The sequence below is a fragment of the Chitinimonas violaceus genome, assembly GCF_052601015.1.
This window is the reverse complement of record NZ_JBQXDJ010000032.1, coordinates 1-21,594: the sequence shown is the minus strand read 5'-3', so window position 1 is coordinate 21,594 and position 21,594 is coordinate 1. Positions and strand designations below refer to the sequence as shown.

Here is a 21,594-nt window from a genome sequence, read left to right as displayed (position 1 = left end):
GAATAAGGAAATCAGACAGCAGGCATTCAGTAAGGCAATACAGCAACTGGCATCAGAGACTTATTAAAAAAGCAAAACACACGACAGTTGGTCATTGAATGAGGATGGAGAAGAACAATGGAGGCAAAGCAGAACAGCAGCCATGCCGGTGGTGAGTACTTGGTGTTTACGCTGGGCCTGGAGGAGTACGGAATCGATATCCTCAAGGTGCAGGAAATCCGTGGTTACGACCAGGTTACCGCAATTGCCAATACCCCGCCTTTTATCAAGGGCGTGATCAATCTGCGCGGCACGATTGTGCCCATCGTGGACTTGCGGATCAAATTTTCCTTGGGTGAGCCAACCTACGACCAATTCACAGTGGTGATTATCCTGAACGTTGCCAAACGGGTGATCGGCATTGTGGTGGATGGTGTCAGTGACGTCATCACACTGGTGAGCGAGCAGATTCGACCGGCACCGGAATTTGGTGTGACGTTGAATACGGAATATATCCAGGGATTGGGCACGCTCGATGAGCGAATGATCATCCTGGCGGATATCGAAAGATTATTGACCAGCCAGGATATGCAGCTTGCCGAAGAAGCAACCGAACAAGCCTGATTCAAGAACGGAGTAGACAGTAATGCAAACCCTGCCATTCAAAAAAAAGCTATATATCGCGTTCGGAACTTTGCTGGTGTTGATCATCATGCTTAGCGCAGTATTGATGAAGTCAGCAGTTAAATCGGCTGAAAGTATGCAAACACTGGCTGAAGATCACATTCCTCATGCCAAAGGTGCTTATCAAGTATTTTCCGAAGTTAATTTTATTAATCGCATCATGCGCAACATGCAGATATTTGGGCCAGGTGCGGAAGCGGAAGCGGAGTGGCTACGGATATCTGAGTCGCGCGGCAAGATACGAGACCTGTTGGCTGAGATGGGCGCGCGAGCCAAGCGAGGAAGCGATGACGCAGGAGTAGCTGAGCTTGCCGAGATTGAAAAGCTTCGAGTCGATTTTGAGCAGAAGCAGGATGCTTATCGTGCGTTGTTTAGTACAAAGGATATGGCCAAAGCACAATCTTTTTTAATGAAGGATACGCGTAATAGTTTCAAGGCTTATTCGAGCAAAGTTGAAGAACTGGCGATGCAGGAAATGGCAGATGCCACCACGTTATCGAAAGAATTACTTGCTAGCGATAAACAGAACGAATTCATTGCTCTCTTACTTGCGTTGGTAAGTACCGTAATTGCAGTGGTGATGTCGATATGGATATTGCGTAGCTTGGCGAGAGTATTGGGTGCGGGACCAGAGGAATTGGGGAGGGTGGCGCGACAAATTACCGAAGGCAAGCTGGATATAGGTATTCCGGTTCGTGCTGGCGACACCACCAGTGTGTTGGCCAATATGCGTGATATGCAGGCTTCATTGCGCGCGAGCGTTGAGCGCGCACAGGAAAATGCCCGTGTTCGCTGCGCATTGGATTCGGTATCGACCTGCGTGATGATTGCCGATGCAGACCGTAACATAATCTATGTCAACCCTGCCCAGGTTCACATGTTGACAGAATGCGAAGCAGATATTCGCAAAGAGTTGCCCAACTTCAATGCACGCAATCTGATTGGCGTCAATATCGACGAATTTCATAAGCAACCAAGCTACCAGCGTGGCGTGCTTGAGCGGATGAGCGCTACGCATGTGGCCAATCTTGCAGTAGGTGGCCGTCGGTTCAAGCTCACCATGAACCGCATTCGTGACGACAAAGGCGGGGTGCTGGGTACCGTGGTGGAATGGATAGATCAGACCCAAACCCTCACCCAGCTTGAGCGTGAAGAAACCGCTGCCCGCGAGAGCGCCCGTATGGTCTCTGCGCTCGATAACACGAGCGTCAATATTATGATTGCGGACAACGAACGCACCATCATCTACATGAATACGGCGGTGGAACGCATGTTGCGCGATGCCGAAAGCGACCTACGCAAGGTGTTGCCGCAGTTCTCTGTCGACAAGATATTGGGCAGTTCGATGGACAGTTTCCACCGCAATCCAGCCCATCAGGCAAGCCTGCTCGCCGGTATGACTGGTCCTTTCCAAAGCCGGATCCAGGTGGGTCCACGCCATTTCAAACTCAATGCTAGCCCGATCCGCAGCCAGTCAGGCGAACGCCTGGGCACCGTGGTGGAGTGGATGGATACCACCCGCGAAATCGGTATCGAGAAGGAAGTCGCCGCCATCATCCAGGCTGCAACGCAGGGGGACTTCAAGCAACGGTTAACGGTGGAAGACAAGGAAGGCTTCTTCAAGCTGCTGGCCGACAATATCAATATTTTGGTGGAAACCACCGACCGGGGTCTTGCCGAGGTAGTGGGAATGTTTGGTGCGCTTGCCCAGGGCGACCTTACCCAACGCATCAGCGGGGAATATGCCGGTACCTTTGGCCAGCTGCGCGACGATGGTAACCAGACTGCCGAACAGCTGACGGAGATCATCGGCCAGATCAAGACCGCGGCCGATACGATTGCCACCGCTTCACAGGAAATTGCCAGCGGTAATCAGAACCTGAGTCAGCGTACCGAAAGCCAGGCCGCCAGCCTGGAAGAAACGGCCAGCAGCATGGAAGAGCTGACTAGTACGGTGAAACAGAATGCTGAAAACGCCAAACAGGCCAATCAGCTTGCCCGTGGTGCCAGCGATATCGCAGTGAAGGGCGGGAATGTGGTCGGCCAGGTGGTGGCGACCATGCAGGATATCAATACCTCTGCCAAGAAGATCGTGGACATCATCTCGGTTATCGATGGCATTGCTTTCCAGACCAATATCCTGGCGCTCAATGCTGCGGTGGAAGCCGCACGTGCTGGTGAACAGGGCCGTGGTTTTGCTGTGGTAGCCAGTGAAGTGCGCAATCTGGCGCAACGTTCCGCCGCAGCTGCCAAAGAAATCAAGTCCTTGATCGGTGATTCGGTCGACAAAGTGGAAAGCGGCTCCAAGCTCGTCGATGAAGCCGGGTTGACGATGAATGAAGTGGTGAACGCGGTGAAGCGGGTGACCGACATCATGAGCGAGATATCAGCCGCTTCGATGGAACAAAGCGCCGGTATTGAGCAGGTGAATACCACGATTACCCAGATGGACGACATGACGCAGCAGAACGCTGCATTGGTTGAGCAGGCTGCAGCAGCAGCCGAGAGTATGGAAGAGCAGGCGCAGACGCTAGCCAAGAGCGTTGCGGCATTCCGGCTTACCAGCCAATTGGCGGCGCTGGGTGCCGGGCGGATGGCAGTGACACAGCGTAGTACGGCGAAATCGGCCAAACCAGCCAAACAACAAGGTAAGAGCCTGCCTAAACCCAAGGAGGAGGATGACTGGAGTGAGTTCTAGGCTTAAACACCTTGCTTACCACTGTGCAGTAAAAGCTTGAGTGGGTTCAAAAGGGCTAATCCAGAAGCACTCTTGCTGGAGACAAGCCTTAAATTTGGTGAATCCCCAACCGCTTGGGTGTGTTGCACCAGGTGGTTCAGGGTCTCATGTTCCGGCCCGCATATTTTGACGTTTGTCTGTAGCGTGTATTGCGCTGGAATGTACGCGGCAGATTTTGAATGGGTACATATCGGGAGTCGGGTACACCTTGGCTAACACAGAATTTGGCTTCACCGACAACGATTTTGAGCAAGTCCGTCAGATGATCTATGCCCGGGCCGGCATTGCGCTAAACGACAGCAAAAAGCCCATGGTGTACAGCCGGCTGGCCAGGCGGCTACGCGAGCAGCACATCACCAGCGTGGCGGCTTATCTGCTCATGCTGAAGAAGAATCCCAACTCACCGGAGTGGGAGCGGTTCACCAATGCATTAACGACCAATCTAACGTCTTTTTTCCGGGAAGAGCACCATTTTGAGGCATTGGCCCAGATGGCGCCACAATGGGCTAGGGTGCATGGGACGATAAAAATCTGGTGCAGTGCGTCGTCTACTGGAGAAGAACCCTATTCGATCGCCATAACGGTTGCAGAGGCACTGCATACCATGCAACCGCCGCTGAAGCTGGTTGCAAGTGACTTGGATACTCAGGTTCTGGCAACCGCCAGCCGTGGGGTTTATTCGATGGACAGGATAGAAAAGCTGTCGTTGCAGCGTAAGCAACGGTTTTTTCTGCGTGGGCACGGGGACAATGTAGGGTTGGTGAGAGTACGCCCGGAATTACAGGAATTGATCACTTTTTGCCAGATCAATCTACTGGAGAGGTCCTGGGCGCTGGATGGACCGTTCGATGCAATTTTCTGCCGCAATGTGATGATTTATTTCGATAAGCCAACCCAGCGCCGTATTCTCGAGCGGTTTGTCCCTTTGCTAAGGGGGGACGATAGCAGGCTGTTCGTAGGTCATTCCGAACATCTTGCGCATATGGTGGATATGCTGCTGCCTTGCGGCCGTACGATATACAAGGTCAAGTAGGCGAGATGAGCGCAAAAAACGTCATAGCCCCTTCGGTCTATTTCGATAAGCACTTCGACAAAGAGGCGGCGAAGATTCTGCCTGGCGAGTACTACGTGACTGGGCGCGATATGTTGATTGTCACCGTGCTGGGGTCCTGTGTGTCCGCATGCATACGTGATGTGCTGTCCGGCATTGGGGGGATGAACCACTTCATGCTGCCTGATGCCCGCCAGGATGAGACCGGGCCACTGTCGTCGTCTGCCCGTTATGGCACCCACGCCATGGAAATACTGATCAACCAGATACTGAAGGCAGGTGGGCGGCGGGACCGCCTTGAAGCCAAGGTATTCGGTGGTGGTCAGGTACTCAAGGGCTTTATGGTGGGCAATGTGGGTGAACAGAATGCGAGCTTTGTGAAACGTTTTCTCAAGCTGGAGGATATTCCCATCGTTGCGGAGGACCTGCTCGATGTGTACCCACGCAAGGTCTACTTTTTTCCCAACACCGGCAAGGTGATGCTGAAAAAACTCAAATCGGTGCATAACAATACGATTGTGCAGCGGGAACGTGAGTACAGCACGCGTATACGCCAGGATGATGTGGCAGGCGATGTCGATCTATTCTGAGCCAATGATGGGAGATGCCGGAATCGTGCAGCGGTGTGGGCTGTGGGGACTATGTCGATGAAGTCAATCAAGGTGGTGGTGGTAGACGATTCGGCGTTGATTCGTCAGCTGCTGGCTGAAATTATCAATAAAAGCCCCGATATGACGGTAGTGGGCGTCGCGGCAGATCCGCTTGTTGCGCGTGAAATGATACGTACCACCGACCCGGACGTCATCACGCTAGACATTGAAATGCCGCGTATGGATGGGTTGGATTTTCTGGAAAAGTTGATGCGGCTGCGGCCCACACCCGTGGTCATGATTTCCACCCTGACCGAACAGGGATCGGCCGCTGCAGTGCGTGCGTTGGAGCTGGGGGCGGTGGATGTGATTGCCAAGCCTAGGCTTGATGTGGTGCAGAGCATGCAGCAATACGCAAGCGAGTTGTGCGAACGCATACGCAATGCGTCGCGTACCCGGCCGCGGCGGTGGATGGGGGGAGAAACCGTGGCGCTGACAGCAGACAGCGTACTGGAGAAGAAAACCCGACCAGTATTGGGTGCGACTGAGAAGTTGCTGGCGATCGGGTCGTCGACTGGGGGGACCGAAGCGCTCAAGGAGGTGCTGATCGGTTTGCCCGCAGATTGCCCGGCGGTATTGATTGCGCAGCATATGCCGGAGGCCTTTACCCGCTCGTTTGCCAATCGGCTGAACATGCTTTCCCGTATGGTCGTCAAGGAGGCGGAACATGGGGAACGGGTTTTGCCCGGTCATGCGTATGTGGCGCCGGGGCACTCGCACATGCTGCTTACGCGCAGTGGCGCCAATTACTTGATTGGCCTGAGCCAGGGGCCGGAGGTCAACCGGCATCGGCCCAGTGTGGACGTGTTGTTCCGGTCGGTCGCCAATGTCGCTGGCTCGAATGCAATCGGGGTGATACTCACCGGTATGGGCAAGGATGGTGCGCAGGGCATGCTGGAAATGCATCAGGTCGGTATCTGGACCGTGGCGCAGGACGAGGCCACTTGTGTGGTGTTTGGCATGCCCAAGGAGGCGATTGCCATGGGTGGTGTCGACGAAATAGTGCCTTTGGAAAAAATCAGCGCTACGTTGATGGGGCGACTGAGGGGGATGGGATATGCGAACCGTGTCTAGCCTGCTCCAAGTCTGCTGCGCGTCAGCGATACGGCTTTGAAAACAACTTCGGAATGTTCATTTACCACTTGTAAATTCCGCTTCCTTAGCTGTTTTCGTCTTGTCTCGCCCTAGCTTGCGAGACTTTGAATAGGTTCTTGTAATGGGTTGTTTCTATTGAAAACTAAGTGGGCGTTGCCGTGAACATAGCGTTCACAGAACACTAACCTCATTGCTGTGGTGAAAGCAGAGGATGGTTCTCCCTCTACGCAACACGGCGTTGGAAAGAAGGCTTATGAACGAGTTACGGGCGTTTGGTGTGGAAGCCGCGAAGATATTGATCGTCGACGACGCGCCGTTGAATCACCGTCTGCTCAGTCATGTTCTTTCTGATCTGGGCAAGATCATGTCGGCCAAGGATGGTATGGAAGGGCTGGCGATAGCGACTCAGGACCTGCCCGACCTTATCTTGCTGGATGTCGAGATGCCCGGTGTTGATGGTTATGAAGTGTGTCGGCAACTGAAAGAGGATAGAAAGACCGCTTCCATCCCAGTTATTTTTGTAACCGCCCACCGCGATATGGAGCATGAAATTGCGGCGCTGGAAGCCGGTGCGGTCGATTTCATCGGTAAGCCTTTCGTCCCGCCGGTAGTGCGTGCCAGGGTAATTGCGCAACTGACATTGAAGCGACAATCGGACATCCTGCATGAGATGGCGATCTACGACGCAGTGACCGATGTCTATGGCCGCCGCTACTTCGATATGCGTCTGAATGAAGAATGGATGCGCCACGAACGGGACCACCAGTGCCTGGGGCTCCTGATGATTGATGTTGATCATTTCAAGCAATATAACGAGCGCAATGGCCATTTTGGCGGCGATGCCTGTCTGCAACGGATTGCGACGGTATTGAAACAGTGCTGTACAGGGGGTGGGCAGGAGGTTGCCCGGTTCGGCGGTGAGGAATTTGCATTGCTGGTGCTCAATACCTCGTCAGAGCAGCTTGCCCAATTTGCCGAAACCTTGCGGGTAACTATTGAGAAGTTGGTTATCCCTACCGGTTTGGATTCGTCTGAACAGCTCATTACCGTTAGCGTTGGTGGCTGTGCAGTGGTACCCAAGGGTGGTGATGCAGTGGATCTGGTATGTGCGGCTGATGCTGCGCTTGCGCAGGCCAAGCAGCAGGGTCGTAATCGGGTTGTGATGTTGACGATGCCGGATACCGTCGACTACTAGTTGCCGGCTCGATATATGGCATGAGCTACCTATCTGTGTAGGCTTTGTAGCGACAGGCAGTTCGTACGGCGGGTTTGATGGTGCGTCTCGAAGTTGCGCCACCTATAGTGTACTTATGTCCTTGGCCCTGAACATGGGTGCTTGCACGAGAATATGCTTATGGAAAAGCCGCCGCTTCCCGACAATGAGCCTGCACGTATTGCTTCGCTGCAGAATATGCAGCTGCTGGATACGCCCGGCGAGGAGACTTTTGACCGTATCACTCGGCTTGCCAAGTCAGTATTCGACGTGCCGATTGCACTGGTGTCCATCGTCGACGTGAACAGGCAGTGGTTCAAGTCCTGCATCGGCCTGCCGGTCAAAGAGACTGGTCGTGATATTTCGTTTTGCGGCCATACCATCCTGCGAAATGAAACCATGGTGATATCGGACCCGCTTCTGGACAACCGTTTTGCTGACAACCCTTTGGTGACGGGGGAGCCAGGCATACGTTTTTATGCAGGTTATCCAATCAAGAACAGTGAAGGATTTGCCATTGGCACCCTATGCATTATCGATCGCAAGCCCCGCACGTTAGACGGTACGCAACTACAGGCATTGCAAGACCTTGGTACCTGTACCGAAGAAGCATTGCTGAGTTGGCAAATCAATAAAGGCAGGTGGGTGCGGTTGGAAGACAAAGAGGCCAGTGGGCACCAGCTGCTCGACCCTGACCTCGGTATCTGGCTCTCTGCACCGTTGATGTCGCTGTTTGAAAGAGAGTTGGCGCGTACGAGGGTACAACGCCTGAGCTTCAGCGTTGCTGTGATTTCGCTCGATAGATATAACGAATATGTAGCCTTGTTTGGCGCACAGACCGGTAATGAGATGTTGCAGATGGTGGTGTCACGTTTGCGCCCGCAAATACAGGGGGACTGGACACTCGGGCGTTACAAGCAGGACGAGTTGCTGTTGTTTGCCGCGGTTAGTTCGCAGCAGCTCTACGACACAGCCTCAACCCTGTATGCCGCGTTGAACAAGTTGGACCCTATTTCGGGCCGCGCAGACCGGATGGTGGTGGAGACAAGTACTAGCATAGGCATTGTCAGTGTGGACTTTGCCGGTTACGAGCAGGCTTTTACCAGCAGTGATCTGCTGAGTGCAGCCAACGCAGCGTTGTTCCAGGCCAGGAATGAAAAGGGAAACCGTATCTTCCTGATGACGCTGGGTATGAAGGAGGGAGATAGAGTATCTGGTTGAGGGGCCTGTTCAATGCTTCATTTGAACGGGTTCTGAGAGCCTATTCACGATCCGTCACGAGCAGCAGTCAGTAGGGTGCAAAGCAGTGCAGAAACCGGAATGTACTTTTGTACATGAGGATTTCGAGCAGCGCATAAGCCCTAATCACTGCTGCGCAGTAGGATCGTAAGCAGGCTCTTGGGACGGTAGGCATACATAGCCAGCGCGACGACCATGCTCTATTGCAGTTAAATAATTGGCAGGAGGAGAAAGCTATGTCTGATGAAAAGCCAGTCATCCTGAGCGTGGATGACGATGACTTTACCCACGAGCTGGTGAAGGAAGCGTTAGGCGAATATTTCGAGATCCAGTTCGCCGTCAATGGCAGGCATGCTCTTGAGCGGCTTACCAGTGTGCATCCGGACCTGATACTGCTTGATGCCGAAATGCCAGTCATGGATGGCTATGAAACATGTCGCCGTATGAAGCGGCATGACAGTCTGGTCGATGTGCCGGTGCTGTTCCTTTCCGCCCGCGTAACCAATGACGACAGGTATAAAGGTTTTGATGCGGGTGGCGATGACTATCTGACCAAACCTTTTGACCTTTCCTTCCTGTTGACGCGTGTGCAAGCGCTGCTTGCCCTGGCGCGTGAACGCAAGCAGCTCAAGGAAGGCGTTTCCTTCGCGACCAATGCCGCCATGACGAGCTTGACGAGTCTTGGCGAAATGGGCGCTGTGGTAGAGGGTATCCGCTCGTTCAACAGCTGTACCACGCAGGAACAATTGGCAGATGCGTTGCTGGCTTCGATAGTCAGTTTCGACCTGAACGGTGTTGCCCAGATACGTTCCTTCTCCCAGCTTTACACCCGGACCAGCAAGGGGCCTGCCAGCCCATTGGATGTGTCGGTTGCCAACCACATGGCGGGCATGGACAGGTTGGTGCAGCTGAAGACCCGGCTGGCGATCAACTACCCCCCGGTTATTCTCTTGATTAACAACATGCCGTTGGAGGATGCCGACTTCTGTGGCCGGCTACGTGACCACCTCGCGGTATTAACAGAATCAGCTGCTTCAAAAGCCAAGGCAATTGATGCTGCAGTCAGGTCGGAACAGCGTGGCGCGTTGCTTACCAGCCTGATGCAGGAGGTGTCGACCACACTGGTGGGTATCGATTCAGCGCAACGCGAGATGCAAACGGCCGTCACGGTGGCGGCGAATGAGGTGGTGCACAGTGTGGAGCAAGCCTTGTTGAGAATCACGCTGACCGAGGCGCAGGAAGATTACCTGGTGACCATTGTGCGTGATGGGTTGTCGCGGCTAAGCCAGATGCAGGTGGGTGGGTCGGAGATACAGGATAAGCTGACGCATATTGTGCAGATGATGAAACGGGAGTCGGCTGAGGGTTAACAAAGTCTGCTGCGCGTCAGCGATACGGCGTTGAAAACAACCTCGGAATGCTCATTTACCACGCGTAAACTCCGCTTCCTCGGCTGTTTTCGCCTCGTCTCGCTTTAGCTCGCAAGACTTTAAGCTGATTTACGACCTTTCATGATCTTACTGCGCAACTGTGGCCAGATTCTGACAAGCCCACGTTGTCCGTTTCCTGTCGCCTTACCCAGGCAAAAGCAAGATTGACCGGCAGGCGCGTGTTGCCTTCAGTCCTGCAGGTCTACAGTCACCACTACCCGGTTGCCCTTGCCGCTATATTCGATTTTTTCGCACAGGGTTTTGATCAGTGCGATACCTCGGCCGAATGTCTGTTCGCCGTCACCGCTGATTTCGGCATTAAGAATATCGGCATGGTTAAAGCCTGGGCCAGAGTCCTCCAACCATAGTATGAGTTTGCGCTTACCTTGGACGGTGGAGCTCGACATGCCGACTTCAATTTTTCCCGACTGGAGCTTTGTCAGTCGTTCCTGGCGCAGGGCAATGTAGTGGTCGAAGCCGTCCTGGACGTTCTTTTCGCGTGAGTCGAGTCGCAACAGCCCGTGATCGAGCGCGTTGTTGAGCAATTCGCTCAACATCAGCAGCACCTCGCTGAATTGCTTTTCGTTCAATGCAATCTGGTTCAACCAGCCCAGTAACACAGGCATGCAGGCGTCCTCGCGGATCTGCGCAGCATGGAACGTCATCTTGATTTCCCAATCGGCAAGGTTCAGATGAACCGGTGTGATGGGTTCGCGCGGCGCAGTTTCAAGCTCGTGCTGGACGCATGGCGCAGCCAGGAGAGATAGATCGTCGTGGCACTCTGCACCTGCAAGATGGCTTTCCACGGCCTCCATTACCGACGAGGGAATATCGGCCTTGTTCGAACGTGCAATAGCCTTGAGCAGTCTTTCTTCGCCAAATGCTTCACCTTCAGCATTGGTGGCTTCGGTCAGGCCATCGGAACAGATGACCAGATGCCCGGGGACGGTCCAACGGAAGTGTTCGAGTACGGTTTCGCACGCGTCATTGGAAAGAATGCCAAGCGGCGGATACTTGGAATCGAACTGTCGTACGAGCCGACCTGCGTCATCGACATAGGTGGCAAACGGAATACCGCCGTTCCAGATGCTGATAAGACTTTCCTGGTAGTCGATCTCCGCCATTACTGCGGCGACAAAGCGGCCGACCGGTAGTACCTCGTGCAGCTTGTAATTGATTTCACGAACGATGGCCGGGATGTTGAATCCCCGTGCCGTCATGGTGCGAAAGGCGGTAACCACGGGCAGACAGCTGATTGCGGCGGCCAGGCCGTGCCCTGTGCTGTCGGCCAGCAGGATATGGTCTTTCCCGGTCGGCGTACGGGCGACGGAAATGACATCACCGCTGAAGTTCACCGCCGGGTGGGTTTGGTAGGGGATGTCGCTGTGGGCGGCATTGTTCAATGTGGTCATCTGCCCAAGCACATGGTGGGCAAGTATCTGTTCCTCTTCATTCTTGTGGTAGTAGGCATGCAGGGCGGCCGTATCCTTCGCGATATGCTGCTGCATTTCGACAATCCGGCCAAGCACCTTGATCTTGGCGGATAAAAGCGTGACATCCAGCGGCTTGGTGAGGTAATCGTCCGCGCCGGCTTCAAATGCGCGTAGCAGTTCCTCACGTTCATGGACAGCGGTCACGAAGATGATGGGCACCCAACGGTTGCTGGGCAGCTGCCGTATTTCCCGGGTGGCATCTAAGCCATCCATTTCCGGCATCATCACGTCCATCAGAATGATGTCCGGCATGGAAACCCGGCAGGCATCGACAGCTTCGCGGCCATTGACTGCCATGGATACCTCATGGCCCAGATGCCCGATCAAACGGGCGAGCAGTTGACGATTCATGGCGACATCGTCAACCACCAAAATAGTCAGTTTGTTGGCCACAGGTTTACCTACCCGATGGTGTAGAACTTTTCGAAGCGTGCGATATTCAAGACCTGTTGCACCGTTCCCCGCGCCCCTACAATCCGCAGCTGTGTAACACCGGCGGAGTGCGCCTGGTCGCGCAATACCAGCAGCATGCCCAGGGCAGAACTGTCGGCATAGGTTGCCTCATACAGACTGACATCGATGGCTTGTAGTTCAGGGGTGGCAAGCGCTTTCTGCATACATTCGCGAAAGGGCGTATTGAGGGCGAAATTGAAGTTGCCACTTATCGAGATCGTTGCCAGGCCTTCATTGGAATGGACGCTAACCGACATGGTTGCTACCTCTTAGTTAGGGGCTGTTGAACATTGCTCGTATGGCCGGAGTGGATGAACCGACAATTGTTCGATATTCGGTGGGCAAAAGCCGGTTCTTAATCTTAGAACCTGTTTTCGATCTTGCTATGCAGCTGTGTTAGATAGTGTTACAGGGGCGCGCGGCAAGGGGGCGGATGTATCAAAAACCTATTCAAAGCCTTGCGAGCTAAAGCAAGACAAGGCGAAGACAGCCGAGGAAGCGGAGTTTATGCGTGGTAAATGAGCGTTCCGAGGATGTCTTTAACGCCATATTGCAGATGCGCAGCAGACGGTAGACCGGTTCTTTGTGGTTTTGACAAGCCGCCAGCAAGCGATTGTGAGCAGGACTACAATCAAACCAGGATAGCGTTGCGCCTGCTTGGCTGGCATAGGATGGAATCATGTTCGGTTTAGGCAAAAAGAAAGACCCGTACTTAACCGTGACCTGCAAGGGGCGCAAGCTCGATGGTCATGCAGTATTGGCTTTGTCGGTGAAAGATATCGATCTTGTCGAAATGGTCAAAAAGATCGATACGGTGGATGCCTGTACCCGCGTATCGTTCGGGCGCATTTATCAAAAGCCCGGCACCATGCTGGCTGAGAATAACCAGGAAGAGCAGGGTTATACCGCCCGTTACGACAACATTACCAAATCAATCGGCGTCAACCTGCGTCAGGGCTTTATGCGGCAGACTTTGGTGCTGGCGACCAAGGATCCGACGACTGTTTGTAGTGAGTTGGGGTTGTCGATGGAGGTGGCGGGGCCTAGTGAGCCGACAGTCAGTTAGAACCTGTCCACGATCCTACTGCGCAGCCGTGATCAGGGCTCATGTGCTCTCAGTAATATCTTTCTAGATGTGTTTTTCTCAGGTGTTAACGCAAGAAAAAAGGGACGCTTTTGCGTCCCATGTGTTCAAGCTGCCTTACCAAACACCAGTTTCCCATCGTGGACGTCCACCTTTATCGTGTCCTTTGCCGCGAATTGCCCACCGAGAATCGCCTTGGCAAGCGGGTTTTCGATTTCGCTTTGGATGGCACGTTTCAAGGGGCGTGCACCGTATACCGGGTCGAAGCCTGCCTCAGCAATATGCTGAAGTGCCGCATCGCTGACCGACAGCGCCATGTCCATCGCTGCCACACGTTGTGCAAGGCGCTGCAGCTGGATGCGGGCGATACCTGAGATCTGGCGCTCACCAAGTGCGTGGAATACCACCACCTCGTCGATCCGGTTCAGAAACTCCGGCCGGAAGTGCGTTTTCACCTCTCCCATAACCGCCAGTTTCACCACCTGGTAGTTATCAGTTGCCATAGCCTGGATATGCTGCGAGCCGAGGTTGGACGTCATCACGATCACGGTGTTCTTGAAGTCCACCGTACGGCCCTGGCCATCGGTCAGTCGGCCATCGTCTAGTACCTGCAGAAGCACGTTGAATACATCGGGGTGGGCCTTTTCGACCTCGTCGAGCAGAATCACCGAGTAAGGCTTACGGCGCACCGCTTCGGTCAGCGTGCCACCTTCCTCATAGCCCACATAGCCCGGAGGCGCCCCAATCAGGCGGCTTACCGAGTGCTTCTCCATGAATTCGCTCATGTCCACGCGGATGATGTGTTCCTCGGTGTCGAACAGAAAGGTTGCCAGTGCTTTGCAGAGCTCGGTCTTGCCCACACCGGTAGGCCCAAGGAAGAGGAAAGAGCCATAGGGGCGGTTCGGGTCGGCCAGGCCCGAGCGTGAGCGGCGGATGGCATCGGCCACCAGCGTGACAGCCTCGTCCTGCCCTACAACGCGCTGATGTAAAGCGGTTTCCATCTGCAAGAGTTTGTCGCGCTCCCCTTCCATCATTTTGCTGACAGGAATACCAGTAGCACGGCTGACTACTTCCGCGATTTCCTCTGCACCTACTTGGGTACGCAGCAGCTTGTTTTCACGCGCCCCGGTTTCGCTGGCTTCGGCAGCCTTCAGCTTGCTTTCCAGCTCGGGCAGCTGGCCATATTGCAACTCGCTCATGCGTTGCCAGTCACCCTTGCGGCGTGCTTCTTCCATCGTCTGCTTGATCTGGTCGATTTCTTCACGAATGTGTTGCGAGCCCAATACTGCGGCTTTCTCGGCTTTCCAGATTTCTTCCAGGTCGGAATATTCCTTTTCCAACCGGGCAATCTCGTCCTCGATCAAGGCAAAGCGCTTGATCGAACCCTCGTCTTTTTCACGCCGTACGGCTTCGCGTTCGATTTTGAGCTGGATGGTACGCCGCTCCAGCTTATCCATGACCTCGGGCTTGGAGTCGATCTCCATCTTGATGCGTGAGGCAGCCTCGTCGATCAGGTCGATGGCCTTGTCGGGCAGGAAGCGATCGGTGATATAGCGATGGCTAAGTTCGGCAGCTGCGACGATGGCCGGGTCGGTAATCTCCACGCCGTGGTGTATCTCGTACTTTTCCTGTAGTCCGCGCAGGATAGCGATGGTCGCTTCGACGCTGGGTTCATCGACCAGCACTTTCTGGAAACGCCGCTCCAACGCGGCATCCTTTTCGATGTATTTGCGATATTCGTCGAGCGTGGTTGCACCCAGGCAGTGCAGTTCACCACGCGCAAGGGCCGGCTTGAGCATATTGCCGGCATCCATCGCGCCTTCCGCCTTGCCTGCGCCCACCAATGTGTGCAGCTCGTCGATAAAGATGATGGTGTTACCTTCGTCCTTGGCCAATTCGTTCAGCACAGCTTTCAGGCGCTCTTCGAATTCCCCGCGATATTTGGCCCCAGCCAGAAGGGACGCAAGATCAAGCACCAACAACTTTTTGTGTTTGAGCGACTCGGGCACTTCGCCATTGACGATGCGCTGGGCCAGTCCCTCCACAATCGCAGTTTTACCCACCCCGGGTTCACCAATCAGCACGGGGTTGTTTTTGGTGCGCCGTTGCAACACCTGGATGGCGCGGCGGATTTCGTCATCTCGGCCAATCACCGGGTCGAGCTTGCCTTGGCGCGCCCGCTCGGTCAGGTCCAGCGTATATTTGGACAGCGCCTCGCGCTTTTCCTCGGCATCGGCGCTATTGACGCTTTCGCCACCCCGTACGGCTTCGATGGCAGCGGTGATGGCTTCCTTCTTGCCCCCGTGTTCTTTAAGCAGCCGACCGGTTTCTCCCTTGTCCTCGGTCAATACAAGCAGAAACAGGTCGCTCGAAATGAACTGATCACCACGTTTCATTGCGGCTTTGTCAGTCAGGTTGAGGAGGTTGCCGAATTCCTTCGATACACTGATCTCGCCACCGGTGCCGCTGACTTGCGGCAGGCGCTTGATGGCATCATCGAGCCCTGTACGCAGCCGGTTCACATTGACCCCGGCACGCGCCAGCAGCGAACCCGCACCGGAGTCGGTATCGTTCAGCAGTGCCAGCAGCGCGTGTTGCGGCTCGATGTATGGGTTGTCACTCGCCAGAGCCAGCGATTGCGCATCGGCAATGGCCTGCTGGAATTTGGTTGTCAGTTTGTCGTAGCGCATGGTGCCTACTCCTGGTTAGCAATACTTACAAGTTGGGGGAGGCAACAGCGCATTTCAAGATTAGGTCGACTATGCAAATTGTGATCGCGCCCGATTCATTCAAAGGCTCGCTTGGTGCTGCAGAGGTTGCTGCTGCCATGGCGGCGGGTGTGCGGCAGGTGTGGCCAGATGCCGATATCCGCTTGCATCCAATGGCAGATGGGGGTGAGGGCACCATGGCAGCGATTGCCGCGGTCTTGCCAGCAGACGGGTTGATCGAAGAGGTGATCAATCTGGCAGGCCAGCCTGTTTCCGCTAAATGGTTGCGTCTAGCCGATAACACTGCGGTGCTGGAGTCCGCCGAGGTGGTCGGGCTGCATGCGGTGGGCGACAGCCGGGTGGAACACCGGCATAGCTTGGGTTTGGGCATGTTGGTCAAGGCTGCCTTGGACGCGGGTTACTCACGCATTCTGGTGGGGTTGGGTGGCACAGGCAGTAATGATGGTGGGGCGGGTCTGTTGGTTGCGTTAGGGGCAAAGTTACTCGATGCAAAGGGGGCTGTGCTACCACCTACGCCAGCAGGGTTGATGGGCCTGCACCGGCTGGATCTGAGTGGTTTGGACCCCAGGTTGGAACATACCGAACTGGTTGGGTTGGCAGATGTAACCAGCCCCTTGGCTGGACCCATGGGGGCGACTGTAGTATTTGGTCCGCAAAAGGGCGTAATTGCGTCTCAGATTTCCGAGTTGGATGAATGCCTGGCGCATTTGGGGGAGCTGGGCGATGCGCTGGTGGGCAAGGACTATCGCCTTCAGGCCGGTAGCGGTGCGGCAGGTGGCTTGGGTTGGGCGATACGATTGTTGGGTGGGCGACTTGAACCGGGGGCTGAGACAATAGCCCATCTACAAGGTCTGGAAGCCAGTCTTGCGGGTGCCAATTATGTGCTGACAGGCGAAGGCCGCTCGGACAGGCAGACCTTACTGGGCAAGGTACCGTGGCGGGTAGCAGGCTATGCCGCGGAACGGGGAGTACCGGCGGTGCTGTTATCGGGTGGTATAGAACCTGCAGCCTTGCCAGCCTTGCAAAGCTGCTTTGCTGCCTGCTTGAGTTTGACGGGCCCCACCGTGTCTGTAGCAGAGGCGACACAATTCGCCGCCCATTTATTGACGAAGCAGACGGTGGAATGGGCTAGGGCCTACTTACGGTAGCTCGGATCGAGCTTCCAGCGTTTGTGACTGGATAGGGGAAACACGCGGTTGGAGTTTCTTATTGAGCCAACCCGCCAGTGGCCGTTCAACGCCGCGGTGTATTGCCCAGGCGCACAAAACAGCCAATGCAGTGACGGTGATCAACTGCAGGCTCGCAAAGCGTTCATCGAGTTTGCCGAACAGCAGCAGCTTGCCCAGCAATTCGTGGACCAGATACAGCGGGTAGGTGAGGGCGCCGACGCTAGCCAGGCGGCCCAACTTGATTGCAGGCAGCTTACGCAGCGCAATCGCCATGAACAGCGCAAACAAGGCGAGCACCACGGCGCACACCACCCACCTGTCCATCGGTACCGCAGTCAGTTTTACCTTCAGCAACATATACCAATAGGCATGTTGAACAGCCCGTAAGGCGCATAAACCCAGCAGCAGCCAACGGTGCCAACGCAGCCCATGCAGCCAGACCAGATAGAAGGCAGCACCTGCAATGAAGTAATGCGCCCACGGGCGTAACAACGCTTCGTCCAGCCACTGCGGGCTGCTGACGACATGCAGGTCGATAAGCAGCAAACCACCCAGCCAAAGCCACAAAAAGTATTCGATGCGGCGCATCTGGCCTAGCAACAGCACGATGAAGATCAATAAATAGAAGCGCAGTTCAACCGCCAAGGTCCAATAGATGCCGTCGATATGTTCAGCACCCAGGAATTCCTGGAACATAGTCAGGTTGGCGAGCAAAGTCAGCCAGGCATGGCCGTCATTTCGGCTTTCCATCAGGTAAAAGCCCGTGAACGCTGCACAGACGCATAGCCAATAAGCCGGATAAAGCCGGGTGATGCGCGATGCCACAAAACCGCTTGGGCTGCGATTCAGCGCGGTAAGCAGGATCACGAATCCGCTGATCAGAAAGAAGGCGTCGACACCGAGATAACCATACTTTGCGATGGGTGCGACATAGGGGAAGACGATGTGGCCCGAGGCATCTTCTATCCACCCACGGAAACCGAAATGAAAGAGCGTGACCGCCAACGCAGCGGCAAAGCGCAACAGGTCGAGGATGACGAAGCGTTGCTTTTCGGTGCGGGCGATCGGATCGGTCACGGAAGTCACACTCAATGGATAAGACGCCTCGGTCAGAGGCGTCTTGATTTGGTACGCAGGGCTCAGCTGGTGAGTGCTTTACCACCCTGCGCCACCCAGTCGTTTACCCCACGTTCGAGCAAGTCCAACGGCAATGGGCCATTACGCAGCACAAGGTCGTGGAAGATGCGTTGATCGAAGCGCGGCCCCAATTGCTGTTTGGCGCGTTCGCGCAACTCCAGGATTTTCAGCATGCCGATCTTGTAGGCGCAGGCCTGGCCCGGGGCGACCAGATAACGCTCAATCTCGATTACGCTATCGCCCTCGCTCATGCCGGTGGTCTGCATCATGTAGTCCACTGCTTCCTCACGCGTCCAGCGCTTGGCATGCATGCCGGTGTCCACGACCAGCCGTACGGCGCGGAAGAGTTCTGCGCGCAGGCGGCCCAGTTTGTCGTAGGGGTCGGTTTGCAGGCCCATTTCATCAGCCAGCTTCTCGGCATACAGCGCCCAACCTTCACCATAGGCGGTATACCAGTTGAAACGACGGAAGCTGGGCAGATCGGTTTGTTCGCGCGCTACCGCGGTTTGCAAGTGATGCCCAGGCAACCCTTCGTGGTAAGCCAGCGTACGCATGTTCCAGCGAGAGCTGCTCTTGATGTCATGCAAATTGGCATAGAAGATGCCAGGTCGGCTGCCATCGAGCGCGGCGGCTTCATAGTAGGCGCCTGCGGCCGTCTTCTCGCTGAGCTTGGGCACGGGCTGTACGTCGAGATTGGCTGCGGGGAGTCGGCCAAATGCTTTGGGCAGCAATGTCTGGGCTTCGGCCAGAATCTTCTTGTAATCGGTGATGACCTGTTCGCGTCCTGCATCGGTATCGGGGTAAAGGAAACGCGGGTCGTCGTTAAGTCGTACCAAGGCTTGCCCTACATCCTCATCCTGTTCGCCCGTCGCCTTCAGAATGGCGCGCATCTCGTTCTGGATACGGGCGACTTCCACAAGGCCCAGCTGGTGCACGGCGTCGGGAGACAGACTCGTTGTCAGATGACCGCGCAGCACCCAGGCGTAATAAGCAGACCCATTGGGCAATGACCAAACCCCATCGTTACGCGGATGTGTTTTCGCCAAAGTTTCGGTTGCATCTGCCAGCTGCTGATAAGCTGGGTATACCTGAGCATTCAGCAGGTCTTTCACGCCAGCCAATAACTGCTTCTGGTCGGCATCAGAGAGTTTCGTCTGCTTGAGCTTGTCGGCAAAGCTTGTATAGAGCGGGTTTTGTTCCGGTGGCATATCCAGAAAGGCATGCATGCCATCGACGGCTTTTTGTAGCGCAAAGTTGGGCGCGACAATGCCTTTCTTGGCTCGGTTGGCCTGTGCTTCTTCAACTTGAATAAGCTTTGCAGGCACGGCGCGCAGACGGGCAAGATAGTCTTCTGCATCGCGGACGTCGTTTACCTGATGGGTGCTGACCAGAAAGTTGATGATATTGATCTGCTCGCCCCAGATTTGATTGACCGGGTAATTGTGCAAGGAAAAATCTGCTCCGGCCATGCGTTGCTCCAGGGCCCAGCGCAGGGTGTCGTACGACAATTGCTGCGAAGGGGGGAGGCTCGTACGGTCGTAAGCCAGCAAAGAACTCAGGTTTTGGCGGGCTCGGGTCTGTTGACGGTCGAATCGGGTATCGCTTGCATCATCCAGCAAGGCATTGTGGCGGCGTATGCCCCAAGGTTCAAACAGGCGCAGATCCGAGAGGGTTTGGGGGGACTCCAGTAACTCCTCAAACGCAACGCGTTCGAAAAACACCCTGATAGACCACGGACGGAAGAATAAGGTGTTGGTCAGCGCGACGGCGGCCAATCCTGCGACAACGGCGCCACCAATAGCGACATGTTTCAAACGCATGCGAAATCCTCTGTTGTTGGTATTGGTTGACGCCGATTGTAGCGAGCAGACGGCCCAAACCGTGGTTTTGCGGGCGTAATTGGCAAACAAGTGTGGCTGAACTGCCGATTCTCGGGTTTGCGGCAATTCGCCAAGTGGGCATATGCCTTCTAAGATCGAAACTTGTTCCCTATCCTTTCGTCTACCATCATGCCCCAGCGTCAGTGGGTGGCCGCCGCCATCCAGAAAATCGAGGCCGACTTCAACCGTTCAGCCGATACGCATCTGATTCCACTCGCTTTGCCGGCTTATCCGGGCATCGAGGTGTATTTCAAGGATGAGTCGAGCCACCCGACGGGCAGCCTTAAGCACCGCCTTGCCCGTTCCTTGTTTCTGTATGCGCTGACCAATGGCTGGCTGCATGAGCAAAGTACGGTGATCGAGGCTTCCAGTGGTTCTACTGCGGTGTCGGAGGCTTATTTCGCCCGGTTGTTGGGGTTGCCTTTTGTGGCTGTGATGCCTGCTTCCACCTCGCCGGACAAGATTGCCGCCATCGAATTCTATGGCGGTCGTTGCCATCTGGTGGATGACCCGGGCGCCATCAATGCCGAATCGGCACGTCTGGCCAGCGAGACCGGTGGCCATTTCATGGACCAGTTCACCTATGCTGAACGCGCGACCGACTGGCGCGCCAACAACAATATTGCAGAATCTATTTTCAAACAGATGGCAGACGAACCGCACCCCATCCCTTCCTGGGTGGTTTGTGGGCCGGGGACGGGTGGTACCAGCGCCACATTGGGCCGCTATGTACGTTATCGCCGGCATCCAACCCGTATTCTGTGCGCCGACCCAGAGGTTTCAGTCTTCTTCGATTACTACCGCAGTGCATTGGCTGGTAAGCCAGATACCAGCTTGGTATTGCCCTGTGGTTCAGGCATTGAAGGCATCGGTCGGCCGCGCGTGGAGGCGAGCTTTATCCCCACCTGTGTTGATGCCATGTTGAAGGTGCCGGATGCGTTGAGCCTTGCTGCCATGCGTTATGTCAGCACCCAGCTGGGGCGGCGGGTGGGTGGGTCGACAGGGACCAACTTTGTGGGAGTGCTGCAGGCGGCGCATAAGATGCATGCTGCTGGTCAAACCGGTTCGATCGTGACGATACTGTGCGATAGCGGCGAGCGCTATGCCCACAGTTATTACCGGCCGGATTGGTATACCGAGCGTGGCATCGACACGGTACAGGCCGATGCAGCATTGGCGCGTGCGCTGGCGGGGGAGGCTTTGCCGGGGTTGCCCATGTGTGAAGCGTGAGTGGATCCTACTGCGCAACCGTGAGCAGGACTCATGTATCGCTTGAGTATCGCCGATGTGCAGTAGACTTGGGCACCTCGAATAACCCGACTTTTTGACATTACAGCGGCGTAAGTCGACCTTGCGTTGCTTCCAGACAGCTCGTTCCGGAACTTATCACTCGTCTTGCATCGTTTTCTCTCCCGAATTGGTCATTTCCAGCCAATCCAGACAGATTCCTGGCATCAGAAGGCCACCACGCCAGCGACCTTCAGATAGCACAAGCGTTGCAAGTTGTACCCCGCAATCTTCCAGTGCAGATTCAAGGTGGCGCGTGCCAACCCGATGCAACGTAAGGCTTT

General features: G+C 55.2%; 16 protein-coding genes. 11 read left to right on the top strand and 5 right to left on the bottom strand.

Annotated elements, in window-relative coordinates; all coding sequences use genetic code 11:
* Positions 1–117 precede the first annotated feature (117 nt).
* The 8 genes from ACUHMQ_RS12135 to ACUHMQ_RS12100 all read left to right on the top strand — a co-directional run bounded on the left by ACUHMQ_RS12135 (position 118) and on the right by ACUHMQ_RS12100 (position 10,018).
* Positions 118–603 carry a chemotaxis protein CheW gene (locus ACUHMQ_RS12135; RefSeq protein ID WP_445295724.1) on the top strand — a complete coding sequence of 162 codons (486 nt, stop codon included), beginning with the start codon at positions 118–120 and terminating at the stop codon, positions 601–603.
* Positions 604–625: 22 nt separating this feature from the next.
* Positions 626–3,361 (top strand): methyl-accepting chemotaxis protein, encoded by a 2,736-nt coding sequence (locus ACUHMQ_RS12130; protein WP_445295723.1) that lies wholly within the window; start codon positions 626–628, stop codon positions 3,359–3,361.
* A 247-nt stretch (positions 3,362–3,608) separates the two neighbouring features.
* The gene (locus ACUHMQ_RS12125; protein WP_445295722.1) at positions 3,609–4,433 is read left to right on the top strand and encodes a CheR family methyltransferase; all 825 of its coding nucleotides are present in this window, start codon (positions 3,609–3,611) and stop codon (positions 4,431–4,433) included.
* 5 nt (positions 4,434–4,438) lie between these two features.
* On the top strand, positions 4,439–5,041 hold the full coding sequence (gene cheD / locus ACUHMQ_RS12120) for a chemoreceptor glutamine deamidase CheD (protein ID WP_445295721.1): 603 nt from the start codon (positions 4,439–4,441) through the stop codon (positions 5,039–5,041).
* Positions 5,042–5,098: 57 nt separating this feature from the next.
* Positions 5,099–6,175 carry a protein-glutamate methylesterase/protein-glutamine glutaminase gene (locus tag ACUHMQ_RS12115; RefSeq protein WP_445295720.1) on the top strand — a complete coding sequence of 359 codons (1,077 nt, stop codon included), beginning with the start codon at positions 5,099–5,101 and terminating at the stop codon, positions 6,173–6,175.
* Positions 6,176–6,449: 274 nt separating this feature from the next.
* A complete protein-coding gene (locus ACUHMQ_RS12110) occupies positions 6,450–7,391 on the top strand; it encodes a diguanylate cyclase domain-containing protein (protein WP_445295719.1) in 942 nt (313 codons plus the stop codon).
* 159 nt (positions 7,392–7,550) lie between these two features.
* Positions 7,551–8,630, top strand: coding sequence for a sensor domain-containing diguanylate cyclase (locus ACUHMQ_RS12105; RefSeq protein WP_445295718.1), 1,080 nt, complete (start codon positions 7,551–7,553; stop codon positions 8,628–8,630).
* Between the two features lie 254 nt (positions 8,631–8,884).
* Positions 8,885–10,018 carry a response regulator gene (locus ACUHMQ_RS12100; RefSeq protein WP_445295717.1) on the top strand — a complete coding sequence of 378 codons (1,134 nt, stop codon included), beginning with the start codon at positions 8,885–8,887 and terminating at the stop codon, positions 10,016–10,018.
* Between the two features lie 248 nt (positions 10,019–10,266).
* Here ACUHMQ_RS12100 and ACUHMQ_RS12095 read toward each other — a convergent pair whose 3' ends face one another.
* Together ACUHMQ_RS12095 and ACUHMQ_RS12090 are read right to left on the bottom strand one after the other, a co-directional pair.
* Complete coding sequence (locus ACUHMQ_RS12095; protein ID WP_445295716.1) at positions 10,267–11,964, bottom strand: SpoIIE family protein phosphatase; 1,698 nt, start codon at positions 11,962–11,964, stop codon at positions 10,267–10,269.
* An 8-nt stretch (positions 11,965–11,972) separates the two neighbouring features.
* The gene (locus ACUHMQ_RS12090) at positions 11,973–12,281 is read right to left on the bottom strand and encodes an STAS domain-containing protein (protein WP_445295715.1); all 309 of its coding nucleotides are present in this window, start codon (positions 12,279–12,281) and stop codon (positions 11,973–11,975) included.
* A 422-nt stretch (positions 12,282–12,703) separates the two neighbouring features.
* Between ACUHMQ_RS12090 and ACUHMQ_RS12085 the strand changes: the two genes are divergently transcribed.
* Positions 12,704–13,090 carry a hypothetical protein gene (locus ACUHMQ_RS12085; protein WP_445295714.1) on the top strand — a complete coding sequence of 129 codons (387 nt, stop codon included), beginning with the start codon at positions 12,704–12,706 and terminating at the stop codon, positions 13,088–13,090.
* Positions 13,091–13,215: 125 nt separating this feature from the next.
* Here the strand turns inward: ACUHMQ_RS12085 and clpB are convergent, their stop codons facing one another.
* Positions 13,216–15,798, bottom strand: coding sequence for an ATP-dependent chaperone ClpB (gene clpB / locus ACUHMQ_RS12080; protein WP_445295713.1), 2,583 nt, complete (start codon positions 15,796–15,798; stop codon positions 13,216–13,218).
* A gap of 71 nt (positions 15,799–15,869) precedes the next feature.
* Here clpB and ACUHMQ_RS12075 point away from each other — a divergent pair, with 71 nt between their 5' ends.
* Positions 15,870–16,985: a glycerate kinase gene (locus ACUHMQ_RS12075; protein ID WP_445295712.1), complete on the top strand. Its 1,116-nt coding sequence runs from the start codon at positions 15,870–15,872 to the stop codon at positions 16,983–16,985.
* On the opposite strand, the gene ACUHMQ_RS12070 is transcribed toward ACUHMQ_RS12075, so the two are convergent.
* On the bottom strand, positions 16,977–18,092 hold the full coding sequence (locus ACUHMQ_RS12070; RefSeq protein WP_445295738.1) for an acyltransferase family protein: 1,116 nt from the start codon (positions 18,090–18,092) through the stop codon (positions 16,977–16,979). The genes ACUHMQ_RS12075 and ACUHMQ_RS12070 overlap by 9 nt on opposite strands.
* A 53-nt stretch (positions 18,093–18,145) precedes the next feature.
* A complete protein-coding gene (locus ACUHMQ_RS12065; protein ID WP_445295711.1) occupies positions 18,146–19,963 on the bottom strand; it encodes a DUF885 domain-containing protein in 1,818 nt (605 codons plus the stop codon).
* A 189-nt stretch (positions 19,964–20,152) separates the two neighbouring features.
* On the opposite strand from ACUHMQ_RS12065, the gene ACUHMQ_RS12060 reads away from it, so the two are divergent.
* On the top strand, positions 20,153–21,253 hold the full coding sequence (locus ACUHMQ_RS12060) for a PLP-dependent cysteine synthase family protein (protein ID WP_445295710.1): 1,101 nt from the start codon (positions 20,153–20,155) through the stop codon (positions 21,251–21,253).
* Positions 21,254–21,594 lie beyond the last annotated feature (341 nt).

Bases quoted from the DNA above. Each gene is read 5' to 3' on its own strand.
- ACUHMQ_RS12135 (WP_445295724.1), top strand. From the start codon at position 118: ATGGAGGCAAAGCAGAACAGCAGCCATGCCGGTGGTGAGTACTTGGTG.
- ACUHMQ_RS12130 (WP_445295723.1), top strand. From the start codon at position 626: ATGCAAACCCTGCCATTCAAAAAAAAGCTATATATCGCGTTCGGAACT.
- cheD (WP_445295721.1), top strand. From the start codon at position 4,439: ATGAGCGCAAAAAACGTCATAGCCCCTTCGGTCTATTTCGATAAGCAC.
- ACUHMQ_RS12115 (WP_445295720.1), top strand. From the start codon at position 5,099: ATGAAGTCAATCAAGGTGGTGGTGGTAGACGATTCGGCGTTGATTCGT.
- ACUHMQ_RS12110 (WP_445295719.1), top strand. From the start codon at position 6,450: ATGAACGAGTTACGGGCGTTTGGTGTGGAAGCCGCGAAGATATTGATC.
- ACUHMQ_RS12105 (WP_445295718.1), top strand. From the start codon at position 7,551: ATGGAAAAGCCGCCGCTTCCCGACAATGAGCCTGCACGTATTGCTTCG.
- ACUHMQ_RS12100 (WP_445295717.1), top strand. From the start codon at position 8,885: ATGTCTGATGAAAAGCCAGTCATCCTGAGCGTGGATGACGATGACTTT.
- ACUHMQ_RS12090 (WP_445295715.1), bottom strand. From the start codon at position 12,281: ATGTCGGTTAGCGTCCATTCCAATGAAGGCCTGGCAACGATCTCGATA.
- ACUHMQ_RS12085 (WP_445295714.1), top strand. From the start codon at position 12,704: ATGTTCGGTTTAGGCAAAAAGAAAGACCCGTACTTAACCGTGACCTGC.
- clpB (WP_445295713.1), bottom strand. From the start codon at position 15,798: ATGCGCTACGACAAACTGACAACCAAATTCCAGCAGGCCATTGCCGAT.
- ACUHMQ_RS12075 (WP_445295712.1), top strand. From the start codon at position 15,870: ATGCAAATTGTGATCGCGCCCGATTCATTCAAAGGCTCGCTTGGTGCT.
- ACUHMQ_RS12065 (WP_445295711.1), bottom strand. From the start codon at position 19,963: ATGCGTTTGAAACATGTCGCTATTGGTGGCGCCGTTGTCGCAGGATTG.
- ACUHMQ_RS12060 (WP_445295710.1), top strand. From the start codon at position 20,153: ATGCCCCAGCGTCAGTGGGTGGCCGCCGCCATCCAGAAAATCGAGGCC.